The organism is Marinitenerispora sediminis (assembly GCF_003336425.1).
GTDB lineage: Bacteria > Actinomycetota > Actinomycetes > Streptosporangiales > Streptosporangiaceae > Marinitenerispora > Marinitenerispora sediminis.
On the sequence record NZ_QEIO01000059.1, the window covers coordinates 1 to 15694 of the forward strand.

The 15694-nt window shown below is 75.2% G+C and carries 17 protein-coding genes and 2 pseudogenes; 12 read left to right on the forward strand and 7 right to left on the reverse strand.

Annotated features, from left to right (window positions below; genetic code table 11):
- Positions 1-172: 172 nt before the first annotated feature.
- Positions 173-631 carry a DUF6113 family protein gene (locus tag DEF28_RS13400; RefSeq protein WP_147280276.1) on the forward strand — a complete coding sequence of 153 codons (459 nt, stop codon included), beginning with the start codon at positions 173-175 and terminating at the stop codon, positions 629-631.
- Between the two features lie 6 nt (positions 632-637).
- On the opposite strand, the gene DEF28_RS13405 is transcribed toward DEF28_RS13400, so the two are convergent.
- From DEF28_RS13405 to DEF28_RS13415, 3 genes are all read right to left on the reverse strand, one after another.
- Positions 638-1543, reverse strand: coding sequence for a site-2 protease family protein (locus DEF28_RS13405; protein WP_114400670.1), 906 nt, complete (start codon positions 1541-1543; stop codon positions 638-640).
- A gap of 138 nt (positions 1544-1681) precedes the next feature.
- A complete protein-coding gene (locus DEF28_RS13410; protein WP_114400669.1) occupies positions 1682-3025 on the reverse strand; it encodes a hypothetical protein in 1344 nt (447 codons plus the stop codon).
- 73 nt (positions 3026-3098) lie between these two features.
- The gene (locus tag DEF28_RS13415) at positions 3099-3383 is read right to left on the reverse strand and encodes a putative acetyltransferase (protein WP_374058243.1); all 285 of its coding nucleotides are present in this window, start codon (positions 3381-3383) and stop codon (positions 3099-3101) included.
- A 157-nt stretch (positions 3384-3540) separates the two neighbouring features.
- Here DEF28_RS13415 and fdxA point away from each other — a divergent pair, with 157 nt between their 5' ends.
- Both fdxA and dapC read left to right on the forward strand, forming a co-directional pair.
- Entirely contained in the window at positions 3541-3864 is a 324-nt protein-coding gene (fdxA, locus tag DEF28_RS13420; RefSeq protein WP_114400672.1) for a ferredoxin, read from the forward strand.
- Positions 3865-4008: 144 nt separating this feature from the next.
- Entirely contained in the window at positions 4009-5139 is a 1131-nt protein-coding gene (dapC, locus tag DEF28_RS13425) for a succinyldiaminopimelate transaminase (RefSeq protein WP_114433260.1), read from the forward strand.
- Between the two features lie 26 nt (positions 5140-5165).
- Here dapC and DEF28_RS13430 read toward each other — a convergent pair whose 3' ends face one another.
- Positions 5166-6026, reverse strand: coding sequence for a hypothetical protein (locus tag DEF28_RS13430; RefSeq protein ID WP_114433259.1), 861 nt, complete (start codon positions 6024-6026; stop codon positions 5166-5168).
- Between the two features lie 247 nt (positions 6027-6273).
- On the opposite strand from DEF28_RS13430, the gene DEF28_RS13435 reads away from it, so the two are divergent.
- The 3 genes from DEF28_RS13435 to DEF28_RS13445 all read left to right on the forward strand — a co-directional run bounded on the left by DEF28_RS13435 (position 6274) and on the right by DEF28_RS13445 (position 9174).
- On the forward strand, positions 6274-7110 hold the full coding sequence (locus tag DEF28_RS13435; RefSeq protein ID WP_114398180.1) for a 2,3,4,5-tetrahydropyridine-2,6-dicarboxylate N-succinyltransferase: 837 nt from the start codon (positions 6274-6276) through the stop codon (positions 7108-7110).
- Positions 7111-7182: 72 nt separating this feature from the next.
- On the forward strand, positions 7183-8244 hold the full coding sequence (dapE, locus tag DEF28_RS13440; RefSeq protein ID WP_114398181.1) for a succinyl-diaminopimelate desuccinylase: 1062 nt from the start codon (positions 7183-7185) through the stop codon (positions 8242-8244).
- A gap of 108 nt (positions 8245-8352) precedes the next feature.
- Positions 8353-9174 carry an LOG family protein gene (locus DEF28_RS13445; protein ID WP_114398182.1) on the forward strand — a complete coding sequence of 274 codons (822 nt, stop codon included), beginning with the start codon at positions 8353-8355 and terminating at the stop codon, positions 9172-9174.
- Here DEF28_RS13445 and DEF28_RS13450 read toward each other — a convergent pair.
- Positions 9171-9977: a protein phosphatase 2C domain-containing protein gene (locus tag DEF28_RS13450; protein ID WP_114398183.1), complete on the reverse strand. Its 807-nt coding sequence runs from the start codon at positions 9975-9977 to the stop codon at positions 9171-9173. The genes DEF28_RS13445 and DEF28_RS13450 overlap by 4 nt on opposite strands.
- A gap of 573 nt (positions 9978-10550) precedes the next feature.
- On the opposite strand from DEF28_RS13450, the gene DEF28_RS13455 reads away from it, so the two are divergent.
- From DEF28_RS13455 to DEF28_RS28825, 6 genes are all read left to right on the forward strand, one after another.
- Positions 10551-10673 carry a keywimysin-related RiPP gene (locus DEF28_RS13455; protein WP_114398184.1) on the forward strand — a complete coding sequence of 41 codons (123 nt, stop codon included), beginning with the start codon at positions 10551-10553 and terminating at the stop codon, positions 10671-10673.
- 208 nt (positions 10674-10881) lie between these two features.
- Entirely contained in the window at positions 10882-12723 is a 1842-nt protein-coding gene (locus tag DEF28_RS13460; protein WP_233515283.1) for an asparagine synthase-related protein, read from the forward strand.
- Positions 12724-12919: 196 nt separating this feature from the next.
- Positions 12920-13177, forward strand: coding sequence for a lasso peptide biosynthesis PqqD family chaperone (locus DEF28_RS13465; protein WP_114398186.1), 258 nt, complete (start codon positions 12920-12922; stop codon positions 13175-13177).
- Positions 13174-13587, forward strand: a complete 414-nt coding sequence (locus DEF28_RS13470; RefSeq protein WP_114398187.1) for a lasso peptide biosynthesis B2 protein — start codon at positions 13174-13176, stop codon at positions 13585-13587. Before DEF28_RS13465 ends, DEF28_RS13470 begins: the two co-directional genes overlap by 4 nt.
- Complete coding sequence (locus tag DEF28_RS13475; RefSeq protein WP_158562816.1) at positions 13584-14327, forward strand: ABC transporter ATP-binding protein; 744 nt, start codon at positions 13584-13586, stop codon at positions 14325-14327. Before DEF28_RS13470 ends, DEF28_RS13475 begins: the two co-directional genes overlap by 4 nt.
- A gap of 55 nt (positions 14328-14382) precedes the next feature.
- Positions 14383-14505 (forward strand): hypothetical protein, encoded by a 123-nt coding sequence (locus DEF28_RS28825; RefSeq protein ID WP_258863063.1) that lies wholly within the window; start codon positions 14383-14385, stop codon positions 14503-14505.
- Between the two features lie 22 nt (positions 14506-14527).
- Here the strand turns inward: DEF28_RS28825 and DEF28_RS29135 are convergent.
- Positions 14528-14887, reverse strand: a pseudogene (locus DEF28_RS29135) (SCO6745 family protein); the annotation flags it as partial.
- Between the two features lie 13 nt (positions 14888-14900).
- A pseudogene (locus DEF28_RS29140) lies at positions 14901-15551 on the reverse strand (helix-turn-helix domain-containing protein); the annotation flags it as partial.
- Positions 15552-15694 lie beyond the last annotated feature (143 nt).

Consider the following 15694-nt stretch of genomic DNA (forward strand, 5'->3'; position numbering starts at 1 on the left):
GGTAGCCACGCGCTTTGACAAGCTCGCCTTGAGGTTCGAGGCCACCGTCCTGGTCGCGGCCATCGGGGAATGGCTCTGAACTTTCCAAACACGTCCTAGCCGCCGCCGGCCGGGGGTCCGTACCGCGCCGCGGGCGGACCGCACGTCCACCCCGGCCGAGTACCCTGCGAGGGTGCCAACCTCCTCGCCCCAGTCCCCACGTACCGCGGTGCGGCCGGAGAGCGGCGGCTCCACCGGCCGGCTGCCGCGCCGCGCGCTGGCGGGCGCGGCCTACACCGTGCTCACCGCCCTCGGCCTCGTCGCCGGCACCGTCGGCGGGCTGGCGTCGAGCTGGCTGTCGTGGCTGTGGCTGACCGGAGCGGCCGGCCAGGGGGCGGCCGCCGCCGCGCTGGTGCTGATGCTGCTCGCGCTGTTCGCCGGCTGCCGCGCGGCCGGCTGGGGCATGGGGACCCGGCTCGGCGCCGGCCTCCCCGCGGGCGGGTGGATCGCGGCGAGCTTCCTGCTGGTCAGCTGGTCGTCCTCCGGCGACGTGGTCCTCACCGCGGCGGCGATCAACTACGCGTTCCTGTTCGGCGGGATCGCGGTGGCGGTGCTCGCCACGGCGCTGACCGCGCCCGCGGCGCCGCGCTGACCGCCGTCAGCCCACCCAGAACTGGAAAAGCAGCTGTCCGAACCCGATGTAGTCGCGGTTGGGGCCGACCAGCTCCATCACCCGGTACATCAGGTCCAGGAACGCGGTGTTCACCGGCGGGAACCACAGGAGTGCGAACACCGCGATCGAACCGAAGATCCCGGCCGTGTGCGCCAGCCGCGCCAGGCGCTCCGGCAGGAACGGCGCGATGACGTCGAATCCGTCCAGCCCGGGCAGCGGCAGCAGGTTGACCAGCGCCGCCGTCATGCTGAGGAAGCAGACGTACATCAGCCCGACGAGCAGGTAGTTGTTCGTGATGGCCCCCGCCGGGACCAGGGCGCCCACGGCCAGGCCGAGCACGACGGCCACCACCAGGTTGGCGGCGATCCCGGCCAGCGCGACCAGGCTGCGCCGCCACCGGACCGGCACGGCGGCGCGGTCCAGGTGCACGGCGGGACCGGTCATGCCGAACCCGCCCAGCACCAGGTAGGCCACCGGCAGCAGCAGGCCGGCGAACATCTCGCGGTACCGGAACGGGTTGAGCCGCAGGTACCCGCCGCCGCGCAGCGCGCGGTCGCCGAACCGGTAGGCCAGCACCGCGTGGGCGAACTCGTGCAGCGCGACCACCACGATCCACGCCCCGAGGATGAGCACGAACGGCGCGTAGACCGTGCTCCCGGACGACCAGTCCTCCTCGGCACGGGTCCAGGAGAACCAGCCGGCGAGACCGGTGACGCCGAGCAGCAGCACGAAGACCGGGCTCGGCAGCAGCGCCCACCCGTCGGCGGCGCGCGCCCGCGGCGGCGTGCCGCTGTCCTCGGCCGCTGTCCCGGTGCGCTCGGCCGTCTCGACGTCGCCGGCCGTACTGGTCTCCGCCGACTCGTCCCGCTCCGTCGGCTCAGGCGTGGACATGCTGCTCCTGCTGGTCGTCAGTGTGCCGGAAGGCGGCGGCGCCCGCCGCCCGTGGGTCACCTGCCAGGCTATGGGGTCGCGCGGGCGCCCCGGCATCGGGTCGCCCGGCCGGCGGCCGCCGGCCGCGCCCGGTCAGGGCTAGATCGAGGCGCGCGGGGTGGTCGCCGAGAGGTGGATCGCGGTGAGCGCGAAGGCCCGGCCGACCTTGGTCAGGCGCTGGGAGCGCCCCTCGCCGAGCAGCCCCGGGTCCAGCACGCAGCCCAGCGTCTCCAGCAGCCAGGTGACGGTGATCAGCACCGACCGCACCTGCTGGGTGCCGGGCTCCTCGCCGGTGCCGTCGTGCTCCCATCCGGCGTCGGTGAGCACGAGCCGCGCCTCCTCGGCGATGTCGATGCCGTCGCCCTCGCCGTCGTCCCTGCGGTGGCTGCCCGAGCGCGGGGAGCGGAGCAGCAGCAGCCCGAACAGCGTCTCGGCGGCGGCCTGCTCGAAGCCGTCGGTACGCAGCACGCTCTCGGCGACGGCCCGCCACAGCGCCTCGGTGCCGGCGTGCAGCTGCCGCCCGCGGCGGGTCAGCACCAGCCGGCGCCCCGAGCGGCGGACCGCCCGCATGCTGCGCAGCAGCTTGTGCAGCGCGATCAGCTGCATGACGTCGGTCTCGCTGCGCGGCGGCGACGGGGTGGTGGACCACCCGAACTCGGCGCACAGCTCCCGCACGACCGTCGGGGAGACGTAGCCGATCTGGGTCAGCTGGATCCCGTCGTGGGCGTAGTCGAGCAGGCGCTGCACCGGGGCGAGCGCGCGGGCCGCGCCGGGCGGCGGCTCGGCGCCGGCGATGATCTGGCCGAGCAGCGGCCACAGCCGCTGGCGGTGCGGGTGGGAGGGGGCGGCCAGCCAGGCGCGCACCCGCTCCTCGCGGACGCGGTCCAGCCGGCTGCGGCCGTGCCCGTCGGGCTGGGTGAGGAAGACCCGGGCCTGCTGCTCCCGCGCGGCCCGCCAGCCGGGCGCCTCGGGCCGCACGTCGCCCGCGGCGACGGCCAGCTCCAGGGCGGCCGAGGTGGCCTGGTACGCCTCGATCTCGGCGCTGCCCAGCGCGGTGCCCCACGTGAGTTCGGTGAGGTCCGGCGGCTCGATCCCGGACGCGTGCATGCGGCGCGCGTAGGCGGCGACGCCGGCGGAGTGGCCGAGGGCGTGGGCGGCGAGGACCCCGCGGGTGGCCTCGGAAGTGCAGACAGCCGCGTAACGCGGCAGGTCCAGCAGCGAGAACAGCCGCCCCAGCGACCGCGCCACGAACAGCCGGTCCTGGGACTCCGCGGAGAAGCGCACCGGCAGCACGTACCAGCAGAAGTCCTGGACCGCGCGCTGGGTCAGCTGCTCCAGGCTCTGCCCGGCGGTGAGTGAGGCCAGCGCGCTCTCGGCGCTGCGGGCCGCGGCCGGGTCCAGGCGGGCCAGCTGCGCGAGGGCGGACGCGACGGTCTCCTGCATGGTGTGACTCCGCCACCTCCTGGTCGGGCCGCGCGTCCGGCGGCGGCTTCTCTTGTTCGCTCCGGCGCCCGCCCTACGGCGCCGGGTCGCCCCGCCCGGTGTCCGGGCGGCCGCGGCGCCGGGGCGGGTGCTGGGGCACGATCCTGCTCGCGACCACGTCGCGCGCCTCGACGGCGGCGGTCTCGCCGTCCCGGCGGCGCACCCGGATGACGCCGTCCTCCCACGACTCCAGGACACCGACGATATCCCGGAACCGTCCGTCCGGCAGCCGGTTGCGCAGAGTGACGCGCCGGCCGACATCCTGCGGAGTCACGGTGTTGGCGAGCCGCGCGACGTATCCCACCTCGTGGACCCCCAATTACGCTGGACGGCCGGAGCAACGCAATACTAGAAACAGCGAAACGCGTGTCAGACGGCCGACGCACCCGCATGCCACCACCCCGGCATCGCCAGGCTATGTGACATCGCGGACCCACAAAGCGGTCAACGTGGCGAAGACCGAAGAGGAGTACGACGTGACCTACGTCATCGCGCAGCCCTGCGTCGACGTGCTGGACAAGGCATGCATCGAGGAATGCCCCGTCGACTGCATCTACGAGGGCCAGCGCATGCTCTACATCCACCCGGACGAGTGCGTCGACTGCGGGGCGTGCGAGCCGGTGTGCCCGGTGGAGGCCATCTACTACGAGGACGACCTCCCCGACGAGTGGTCCGGGTTCTACAAGGCCAACGTCGAGTTCTTCGACGAGCTCGGCTCTCCCGGCGGCGCCTCGAAGGTCGGCAAGGTCGAGCGGGACCACCCCCTCGTGGTGGCGCTGCCGCCGCAGGGCGACGACTGACGGCTGCCGGAACCCCGGCGCGTGCCGCGGCGCGCGACCGCGGTCGCTCCGCGACCGATTCCGCCCTCGCGCCGCGCGCACGCGGCCGCGCGGGGGCGTGCCCGACGAGTGTTCGCGACAGGCGAAATCGAGGTGACAGCGCGCATGGCGACCACGGCCGGGCGACGCCCCGTGACGGACCGGCTGCCCACCTTCCCGTGGGACCGGCTGACCCCGCACAAGGAGGCCGCGGCCCGCCACCCCGACGGGCTGGTCGACCTCTCGGTCGGCACACCGGTCGACCCGGTCCCTGAGCGGCTGCGGGCGGCCCTGGCCGCGGCGGCCGACTCGCCCGGCTATCCCGCGACGTACGGCACCCCGGAGCTGCGTGCCGCGGCCGCCGGCTGGCTGGAGCGCCGCCACGGAGTGCTGGCCGAGCCGGGCGCCGTGCTGCCGAGCATCGGTTCCAAGGAGCTCGTGGCCTGGCTGCCGACCCTGCTCGGCCTGGGGCCCGGCGACGTCGTCGTCCACCCCGAACTCGCCTACCCCACCTACGACATCGGTGTCCGGCTCGCGGGGGCCACTCCGGTCCCGGCCGACGGGCTGAGCGCGCTCGGTCCGCGGCGGGTGCGGCTGGTCTGGATCAACTCGCCCGCCAACCCCACCGGCCGGGTGCTCCCGGCGGCGCACCTGCGCAAGGTGGTGGAGTGGGCGCGGGAACGCGGTGCGATCGTCGCCTCCGACGAGTGCTACCTCGACCTCGGGTGGGACGGCGTCCAGCCCGTGTCCGTGCTGCACCCCGACGTCTGCGGCGGCTCGCACGAGGGTCTACTCGCGCTGCACTCGCTGTCCAAGCGCTCCAACCTGGCCGGCTACCGGGCCGCGTTCGTCACGGGCGACCCCGCGCTGGTCCGGGAGCTCCTGGCGGTGCGCAAGCACGCGGGGATGATCGTGCCCGCGCCGGTGCAGGCGGCCATGACCGCCGCGCTGTCCGACGACGGGCACGCCGAGGAGCAGAAGGAGCGCTACCGGAGGCGGCGCGAGCTGCTGCGCGGCGCCCTCGAACGCGCCGGCTGGCAGATCACGCACTCCGAGGCGGGCCTGTACCTCTGGGCCGCGCACCCGGAGCACGACGCCTGGGACTCCGTCGCCCAGCTGGCCGACCTGGGGATCCTGGTCGCGCCCGGCGACTTCTACGGCGCGGGCGGCGGCGGGCACGTGCGGGTCGCGTTCACCGCCACCGACGAGCGGGTCGCCGCGGCGGTCAAGCGGCTGGCGGCTCTGGAAGCACCGTAGCGCGACGGCCGCGGCGGCCGCGGCGGCTACCTCAGCACCACCTGGTCCTCGGCCGCCGCGCCGCCGCCCTCACCCGGCGCCTCCGTCCAGCCGTCGATCCCCTCGGCGGCACTCCACCGCTGACCTCCGTACTCGACCGACGTCAGCCCGTACCGCTCGGCGTTGGCGACCGCCCACGCCGCCATGGCCCAGCCCGGGTCGCCGGTGCGCGACTCCGCGGCCGGCAGCGCCCCGTCGGTCCCGAACACCCGGTCCATCTCCGCCTGCGCGGCCTCGACGTCGGCCTCGCCGGCCTCGTCGGTGTCGTACCAGCAGGTCACCGCCGGCCCCTCCGCGCCGGTGAACGCCGCGGCCATGGTGCGGGAGCGCCGCTCGTGCTGGTCGTAGGCGAAGCCGTCGGCGCTGCGCTGCACCGCCTGGGCGGCCTCGTACACCGGCATCTCCTCGTAGCCGGCGATCTCGACCAGCCCGTCGTAGAACTCCCCGCTGGAGTAGACGGGGTCCATGAGCTGCTCGGGGTCGCCCCACTCCTGGGACGGGCGCTGCTGGAACAGCCCCACGGAGTCGCGGTCGCCGAACTCGATGTTGCGGAACTTCGACTCCTGCCAGACCGTGGCGAAGGCCACGACGACCGCGTGCGGCGGCAGGTCCCGGCCGAAGGCGACCCCGCTGATCGTGGCGGCGTTCGCGGCCTGCTCCACCTCCAGTTCGTCGGTGTCGCCGGCGGCGGTGAGGGTGCAGCCCGACGGGGGAGGCGGCGGGGTGAGCTCGACCCGCTGGACGGACCGGATCACGTAGTACCCGCCGGCGACGAGGACACCGCAGGCCACAGTGAGCACGGTGAGGATCTTGAAGAACGCGGAGATTCTTCGACGCTTCTTAGGCACACGCAGACCGTAATCGCTAGGGGGCGGGGCCGGGCCGGCCGAACCGCCTCGACGGACAGAACGGGGGCACGTCGCGCCGCGCTCGCGCCCGCGGCCGGGGGCGGGCCAGGCGGGCGCCGGCGGGCCGGACGCCAGTAGATACTAGACGGCGCGGGTGAACGCGCCCCCGGGGCGACGGCCGCCGCTGCGCGGTCGGCGCGGCGCCCTGTTCGGTGCGCCGGGGGCGGACCCAGTAGGCTCCACAGCCATGACCACCTCGTTCACCAGTCCGCTTCCCGCGTCGATCGACGAACTGTGGGAGCGCCGATCCGAGCTGACCCCCGATGACACCGAGGCCCGCGACACCATCGTGGGCGCCGTCGACGAGCTCGACGCCGGCAAGGCGCGCGTGGCCTTCGTCGACCCCGCGACGGACGAGGTCGTCGTCGACGAACGCGCCAAGCGCTCGATCCTGCTCAGCTTCCGCGTCCTGGGCATGGCGGAGTCGGCGGTCGGCGACTTCTACCACCACGACCGCATCCCGCTGAAGAAGCGGTTCGACGGCGTCCGGGTCGTTCCCGGGGCGATCGCCCGCTGGGGCGCCCACATCGCTCCCGGCGTGGTCCTGATGCCCTCGTTCACCAACTTCGGGGCGTGGGTCGGCTCCGGCACCATGGTCGACACCTGGGCCACCGTCGGCTCCTGCGCCCAGGTCGGCGAGAACGTGCACCTGTCCGGCGGCGTCGGGGTGGGCGGCGTGCTGGAGCCGCCGCAGGCCGCCCCCGTCGTGATCGAGGACGACGCCTTCCTCGGCTCCCGCAGCATGGTCGTCGAGGGCGCCCGGGTGCGCCGGGGCGCCAAGCTCGGAGCCGGCACCATCCTGACCGCCTCCACCCGCGTGTTCGACGCCGAGACCGGCGAGGAGCTGCCGCGCGGCGAGGCGCCGGCATGGTCGGTGTGCGTCACCGCGAGCCGGGTGAAGAGCTTCCCCGGCGGCGAGTTCAGCGTGCCGTGCCTGCTCGTCCTCAAGCGTCTGGCGGAGGGGCAGGAGCACGAGAAGCTCGCGCTCAACGACCTGCTCCGCGAGCACGGCCTCAACGCCTGACCCCGCGCCGGCCGCCGCGTCCGGCGGCGGCCGGCCACCCCGCCGCCGCGCCCCGACCACGAAAGCACACCCATGTTGGATCTCAGCGCCGACGTCCGGACCCTCACCGCCCAGCTGGTGGACATCGAGTCGGTGAGCGGCGGGGAACGCGTGCTCGCCGACGCCATCGAGCGGGAGCTGCGCGCCCTCCCGCACCTCACCGTCCTGCGGGACGGCGACGCCGTCGTCGCCCGCACGGAGCTGGGCCGCCCGCAGCGGGTGGTGCTGGCCGGGCACATCGACACCGTGCCGATCGCCGGGAACGTGCCGTCGCACGTCAGTGGCGGGCGGCTGTACGGGTGCGGCACCTCCGACATGAAGAGCGGGGTCGCCGTCCAGCTCCGGCTGGCGGCGCGGGTGGCGGAGCCGGTCCACGACGTCACCTACGTCTTCTACGACTGCGAGGAGATCGAGGCCGCGCGCAACGGCCTGCGGCGGCTCGCCCGCACCCGCCCCGAGTGGCTGGCCGGCGACTTCGCGGTGCTGCTGGAGCCGACCGGCGGGGTGATCGAGGGGGGCTGCCAGGGCACCATGCGCGCGGAGGTCGTGGTGCCCGGCCAGCGGGCGCACAGCGCCCGGTCGTGGATGGGGCGCAACGCCATCCACGAGGCCGGGCGGGTGCTGGACATCCTGCGGGCCTACACGCCGCGCCGCCCCGAGGTCGAGGGGCTGCGGTTCCACGAGGGGCTGAACGCGGTGTTCGTCTCGGGCGGGGTCGCGGGCAACGTGATCCCCGACGAGTGCGTGGTCACGGTCAACTACCGCTATGCCCCGGACCTGGGGACCGAGGAGGCGGAGGCGCACCTGCGCGAGGTGTTCGCCGATTTCGAGGTGCGCGTCATCGACGCCGCTCCGGCCGCCCGCCCCGGCCTGGACCACCCGGCGGCGGAGGCGTTCGTGCGCGCGGTCGGCGGCGGGCAGGCGCGCGCCAAGCTGGGCTGGACCGACGTCGCCCGCATGGCCGAACTCGGGATCCCCGCGGTCAACTACGGGCCGGGCGAGCCGACGATGGCGCACACCCGCGACGAGTACGTGGAACTGGACGCGATCGCGGCGGCCGAGAGCCGCATGGCCGGGTGGCTGACCGGGGCGTGACGCCGCCGGGTGCGCCGCGACCGCCGGGCACCGTCCCGTCCGTTGCCGGACGTCACGGCTTGACGCGGACGTCGATGCCGGGGCACCCGGTCCGGGTAGCGTGACTCCATGACGGAATCGCGATCGAAAGTCCGCCGGGCGGGCCCGCTGACCTACCGGGGCGGAGCCATCCCCGCGACCACCACCGACCAGCGGCTGCTGGACCGTCGGGGACCCAGCGACTGGGTGCACACCGACCCCTGGCGGGTGCTGCGGATCCAGTCGGAGTTCGTCGAGGGCTTCGGACTGCTCTCCGAGGTCGGCCAGTCGGTCAGCGTGTTCGGTTCGGCCCGGATCCGCCCGGGCAACCCGTACTACGAGACGGGGGAGCTCGTCGGGCGCAAGCTGGCCCAGGCGGGCTACAACGTCATCACCGGTGGCGGGCCGGGCCTGATGGAGGCCGCGAACAAGGGGGCGCAGGAGGCCGGGGGCACCTCGATCGGCCTCGGTATCGAGCTGCCGTTCGAGCAGATGCTCAACGACTACGTGGACGTCGGCGTCACGTTCCGGTACTTCTTCGTCCGCAAGACCATGTTCGTGAAGTACTCGCAGGCGTTCGTGGTGCTGCCGGGCGGGTTCGGCACCATGGACGAGCTGTTCGAGGCCATCACGCTCGTGCAGACCGGCAAGGTCACCCGCTTCCCGGTGGTGCTGGTCGGCTCGGAGTTCTGGGGCGGGCTCTGCGACTGGATCCGGCAGACGCTGCTGCTGGAGGGCGTCATCTCCCCTGACGACCCCGACCTCATGCACCTCACCGACGACCCGGACCAGGTGGTCGAGATCATCCGCAAGGCGCACGTCGACCTCGCGCGGCGGGAGTTCGAGGCCGAGCAGGTCGAGCAGGCCTCGGCCGACGTCCGGGCCGCCGAGGCGGGCGGCAACGGGACCTAGCCCTCCGCCGCGGCCGGCTCCGCGCCGGGCGCCGGCCGGCCCGGCCGCGGGAAGGCCCCCACCAGCGCGGTTGCGTCGTCGTGCGGCTTGCCGCGCGGAACTCCGTGCCGGCGCTCCTCCGCGCGGACCCAGGCGACGAGCGCGGCCGGGCCGGACTCCACCAGCCGGTCCCACACCGCCTGCCAGCCGTGCCCGTAGTACTCCACCAGCCGGGAGCAGCCGTCCGACATGAGGGCGAACCGGCCGTCGGTGGAGGGCACCGAGCCCGTCACCGCCTCGTGGGCCGCCCGCGGGTCGGTGCCCGCCACCCAGAACCCGCCGGGGGTGTTGCGTGCGGCGCGCACCAGTTCGGGGGAGTAGGGGCGGCCGCCCGGCAGGCGGTCCAGCCGGTCGTCGGTGACCGCCGTCACGCCGCCGTCCGGGGCGGGGAACAGCGCCGTGGAGTCGGCCAGCAGCAGGTAGTCGAACCCCGCGCCGGTGCGGCGCACCACGGCCGCGGTCGACGACGGGCTGTCGGGGTTGGCGAGGTCGCAGCTCGCGCCGTGCCCGGCGCGGGTGCGCTCGATGGCCGCGGCGAGGAGGTCAGCCAGCGGCCGCCCGCGCTCCGGGCGGTCCGCGGACAGCTCCGCGGTGAGCGCTCCGGCCAGCTGCCCGACCAGCCAGCGGACCCCGTGCCGGCAGCCGGTGTCGACGCCGTGCGGGGCGGTGGCCCCGTCGAGCACGAACGCCCAGTTCGTCCCCGCCGCGGCGTGGTCCTCGTTGTCGGCGCCGACGCCCTGATCACTCGCGTAACTCACCCGCACCCGGCAACCCTAGGACATGCCGCCCCGAGGGGCGGGCGGGAGACGCGCGGCGGCCGGAGCCGGCCGAGTCCATGGCGGTGCGTGTGCGCTCCGATACGCTCCGTCTATTTCGGGTACGGTGAATCCCCGATAAAAGTCCGGCGGGAATCCGGAAAATCGAGACCGGGATGCCGGGGGAGCCCCGGTCGGCCCAGGCGGTCATCGGTGCGGCGGCAAATCCGTCATCGTGGAAGAGCGGGTATTTATGCGGCGGGATTCCCGGCGCGGATTCGCGGTTTCGGACGACAGCGCCGCAGGCCACATTACGCCCCCGGGCGCGCGGAGTGCCGTCGACACTCCGGGGGAGGCGCGTCCCGCCCGCCGTCCGGCGGGGGCATTCCCCTGATTGGTGACCGCGCATATCTCTGTTTCGGATGTGCGCAAGCGCGACGGAAAGTGCTGGCCGACGGCGATGCCGTGAAGGTAAAGCATCGGCAAAGTGCGCAGGTGGCATGTGTGTTTCATATTTGCTGGTGGGAATTTCCTCCACTGGTGGGACGGACCGGCCCGCCCGCCGGAGAGGGGGTGAACCCAATGCACGACACGGCGGTCTACGAGACCCCCGTCCTGGTGGAGGTCGGCGACTTCGCCGAACTCACCACGGGCTACGGCCTGTATCCGGTCTACGACGGCTGGGATTTCGGAATCTGGCCCTGAGACCGCACCGCGGGCGGCGCTCCCCCGCCCCCGTGCGGTACGCCCCCGCACACGACCCGTGGCACGGTCCGCGCCACGACGCCGGCTCCGCCCGAAGCGCGGCCGGCCCGCCCCGCACGGGCCGCGCGACGCCAGGAGACACCGGCCGGTCCGGTACGGCTCCCCGGACCGGCCGGTTCCCTCCCGCTGCGACATAAGAGGTGTTGTGTTGTCAGACCACGTGTGGTTCGCCGTGTTCCCCGACGACGACGGGGGCGGTGCCGCGGCCCGGGAGCTGCGGAGGCAGGCCGTGCAGCTCTTCACGCACGCCTCGGGGCGGCCGTGGCTCATCGGCAGGTGGCCGCCCGGCGAGGTCACCGTGGCGGGGGTGGGCACCGCCATGATCGCGGTCTTCGGCCGCTGCTCCGTGGGCGCCGCCGAGCTGACCGCGCTGATCCGCGACACCCCCGACATCGGCGTGATCGAGCACCGCACCCGCACCCTCGCCGGGAGCTTCCACCTGGTGGCGTCGGTCTCGGGGATGGTGTGGGCGCGCGGCGCCGCGTCCGGGACCCGGCGGCTCTTCCACACCCGGGTCGGCGGCGCGACCGTGGCCGCCGACCGCGCCGACGTCCTCGCCCGGCTCGGCGACGCCTCCGTGGACGAGCGTGCGCTCGCCCTGCGGCTCGTCACGCCCGCGCCGGCGCACACCCTGGAGGAGCGCAGCGTCTGGCGCGGCGTGCACAGCGTGCCCAGCGACCACGCCATCGTGCTGCTGCCCGGCGGGACCAGCCGGGTCGAGCGGTGGTGGCGCGCACCCGAGGCCGGGCTCTCCCTCGCTGAGGGCGCTGTCCGGGTCGCCGACGCCCTCAGCGGCGCCGTCGCCACCTGCACCACCGGCGGCGGGATCGTCAGCGCCGACCTGTCGGGCGGGCTGGACTCCACCGCACTGTGCTTCCTCACCGCGCGCACCGGCATCCGGCTCGTCACGCACCGCTGGGGTGCCGCCGACGTCGGCAACGACGACGCCGTCTGGGCGCGGCGGGCCCGCGCGGCGCTGGTCGAGGCCGAGCACCAGATCGCCGGCACCCAGCGGCTGTCACCGTGGTTCTCCGGCCTGGTGGACCCGCGGCTCCCCCTTGACGAGCCGTTCCGCTGGGTCCGCGGGATCGCCCGGGTGCCGGAGATCACCGCCACCCTCGTCGACGCCGGATCGCGGCTGCACCTGAGCGGGCAGGGCGCCGACGAGCTGTTCACCGGTACCGCCCTCTACCTGCACGACCTGCTGCGCGTCCGCCCGCTGGCGGCGGTCCGCGCCGCCCGCGGGTTCCGCGCCCTGCACCGCTGGCCGCTGGAGGCGACCGCCCGCGCCCTGCTGGACCGCGAGTCCTACCGCGCCGCCTACGACCGCGCCGGCCGCTCCCTCACCGACCCCGTCCCCCGCCAGCACGTCCCGCACCTCGGCTGGATGCTGCCGGCCCGCCTCCCGGCCTGGGCCACCGACGACGCCGCGGCCCTCGCCCGCGAGGCGGTCCGCGACGCCGCCGAGACCGCCGCACCGCTCGCCGCGACCCGCGGCCGGCACGCCACCCTGGCGGCCGTGCGGGCCGCGGGAGTGACGCTGCGCTCCCTGTCCGCGCTCTACCGCTCCGCCGGGATCCCGCTGGCCGCCCCCTTCCTGGACGACACCGTGGTCAACGCGGCGCTGGCCGTGCGGCCGGAGGAGCAGTGCACGCCCTTCCGGTACAAACCCCTGCTCGCGGAGGCCCTGCGCGGCGTCCTGCCCGAGGAGCTGCTCACCCGCCGGACCAAGGGCGACTTCAGCGCCGACGCGTTCGCCGGGCTCCGGTACAACCGGCCGGACCTCGTGGCGCTCACCGAGGAACTGCACCTGGCCAAGCTCGGCCTGGTCGACCCCGTGGGGCTGCGCGAGGCCGTCACCGGGCTGCACCCGAGCGCCACGGCGCTCAGCCACCTGGAGGCCACCCTCGGGGTCGAGGCGTGGCTGCGCTCGACGCGGTTCGACCCGCACCGCCCCACCGCCGCCTTCGCCATGGGCGGCCAGCCGTGACCAGGGCGCGGGCGGCGCACCCCGGTGCCCCGGCACCGCCCCGCGGCTCCCGGCGGGACGGCCGCCGGGGGAGTGCCGCCCATCCGCCCGGGCACGCACCGGAGCCCGTGCCGAACCCGGCCGGCCCCGGGCGCCGAAGGCCGGTCCGCCGGACCGCGGCGGACCACCGCTGTTCGCCTCTGATCGGAGGGATGTCATGACGCTGGCCCTGCGCGCCGATGTCTCGGCGGCCGACACCGGGGAGGGCATGGTGCTGCTCGACGAGCGCACCGGACGCTATTACCAGCTCAACGGGACCGGGGCGATGATCACCCGGCTGCTCCTGGACGGCTGCTCGGCGGAGGAGGCCGCGGGCCGGGTGGCCGACCGCTACCCGGTGCACCCGGACCGGGCGGCCGTCGACGTCCGGCGGCTGCTCGCGTCGCTGCGGCGGGCGGGGCTGGTGGCGCCATGAGCGTCCCGTGCGCGATGCCGGGGCGGCAGCACCTGCCGTTCGGCCGCCGGCTGCGCGGCCACATCGCGGTCGGCATGGCGCACCTGCTCGCCACCCTGCCGCCGCGGCGGATCCGGTCGGTGCTGCGGCTGCTCCGGCGCGGATCGCGGCCGGCCACCGCCGCACAGGCCCGCCACGCCCGCGACACCGTCGTCGCGGTGAGCCTGTTCTGCGCCGGAGAGGGCTGCGTGCAGCGCTCCCTCGCCACCGTGCTGCTGTGCCGGATGCGCGGCGTCTGGCCCACGTGGTGCCTCGGCGTGCGCACCGAGCCGTTCCGCGCCCACGCGTGGGTCGAGGTGGACGGCGAGCCGATCGGCGAGCAGCAGCGGGCCGGTTACTACCGGCCCCTCATCACGGTCCCCGAACCGTGATCACCGCCGGCGGACCGGACCAGCGGGCCGGCGGCGCGGAGGTCGCGGCGGTCCGGGCGCGCGGCCTGCGCAAGCACTTCGCGGGGGTGCGGGCGGTGCGCGGGGTGGACCTGACCGTGCGCGCAGGCGAGTCCGTCGCGCTGCTGGGCCCCGAGGGCTCCGGGAAGTCCACGACCATCGCGATGCTGGGCGGACTGGTCCCGCCCAGCGCGGGCCGCGCCGAGGTCGGCGGCCTCGACGTCGCGGCGTTCCCCGACCGGGTGCGGCGCGGGGTGGGCGTCGTCGGCGCGGCCGCGGACGACCTGGACGAGCGGCTCACCGCCGTGGAGATTCTCTGGCGGCACGCCCGCGACTGCGGCCTGTCCCGCAGCGCCTGCTGGGAGCGGGCCGCCCGCATGCTGGAGGCGGTCGGGCTGGCCGACCGCGCCCGCGGGCCGGTGCGCGGGTTCACGCGCGACATGCGGCGCCGGCTGGAGGTCGCCCGCGCGCTCGTGCACGACCCCGAGGTGCTGTTCCTCGACGAGCCGGGCGCCGGACTCGACCCGCGCAGCCGCGCCGAGATCTGGCGGTGCCTGGAACGCGCCCGCCGCCGGCGCGGCGGCACGCTCGTCCTGGCCACCACCGAGTGGGCCGAGGCCGAACGCTGCGACCGCGTGGCCGTGCTGCTCCGCGGCCGGGTGGTGGCCGAGGGGCCGCCGGACGCCCTGTGGCGCGACCCGACCCGCCGCCGCGCCTCCTGACGCCGGCCCGGGGGCGGTCAGCGCGCCCAACGGGCTGCCCGGCCGCGCCCCGGAGGTGCTGCCGCACCACCCGGACCGTGACGTCCTGGGCGAGCTGGTCGGTGCGCTCCTCGATCTGGGCCCGGGTACGGCGGCCCAGTTCGGCGAGTTCGACCGGCCGGCCGCCATCCGCCCGTGACCTGGCCGCGGTCGCGCAGCCGGTCGGCCGCGGAGGCCCACGCCTCCCTCGGCCAGCCGCGGGAGGTCCGCGGCCTGTGCGCGTCGGCCTGTCCGGCGGCGGCATGAGTGACGAGCGCCTCCACCGGGTCGAGACCGGCGGTGAGCAGCGCCGCGAGGTGCCCGTCGCCGCGGAACTCGCGCAGCAGCGTCTGCGCGTGCCAGAGCACCAGGTGCGGTTCGTCCGGCCAGTCCAGCGTGGCGTGCGCGGCGAACAGCGGGCGACCGTGCGGCTGCTCGATGGCGGAGAGCGCGGCCCGGCGCGCGAGCCCGGCCGCCTCGGCGATGTCGGGCAGAGCGGAGGAGGCCCGTGGGGGCGACCGCGCGCAGGGCGGCGTCGGCACCGCGCAGCCGGACGGCGGTGACCGCGGCCGGGGACACGGTCTCCCAGCCGCGCGGGACCGAGGCGCGCACGAGTTCGGGGCTGAACGAGGAGAAGGCGGCGGTCACCACGTCCGCGGCGACCGTTCCCAGTGGCGCCGATCGTGACGCGAAGTAACCGTCCAGGTACGTCGTGAGCCCGAGTGCCCGGTACTCGGCGGTCGGTTCCGGAGCGACGTACACCGGAACGTGCACCCGCTCCACCGCCTGGCACGTGTCGCGGACCTGTGCCAGGGAGACGGGGGAGAGGGGCGCGGAGGACGTGGCGGCCTCTTGCGTTCCGCGGTTCCAGGGGACCGGATCAGGGGAGCCCCGGGGCTTCCAGAGTCGAAAGGGAGCCCGTTCGGTCGAACCCGGACCAACCAGATGGTGCTCTTCCCCCCCCGGTCCGCCACCGGTGACGGATCGCTCGCCCGGCCGTTGCGGGGAGCGGAGCGGCGGCACGTCACCGGCCCGCATCGGCACGAAGGGACGCCGGCCGGTTCGACGCGCTCGGGAGCACCGTGCACGACGTCCCCGTGGCACGCACCCGGCCCACCTGGCCGCCGGTCCGATTCCCGACCCCCGTCCGGCCGTCGCGGCCGATGCCCAGCGGCGGCCACCTGCGGGCGCACCCCGCGACGGCATCGCGATGGCTCCGGTCCGTCCCCTGACCCGCCGTTTTCCGGACCCGGGATATTAGCCGGATATTAGCCAGCGGCCGCTCTTGACGGTGCCCATAGCGCGAGGCAGTGTGCTGGCTAATCCGCACCAGCCCCGGACGGCGGCTC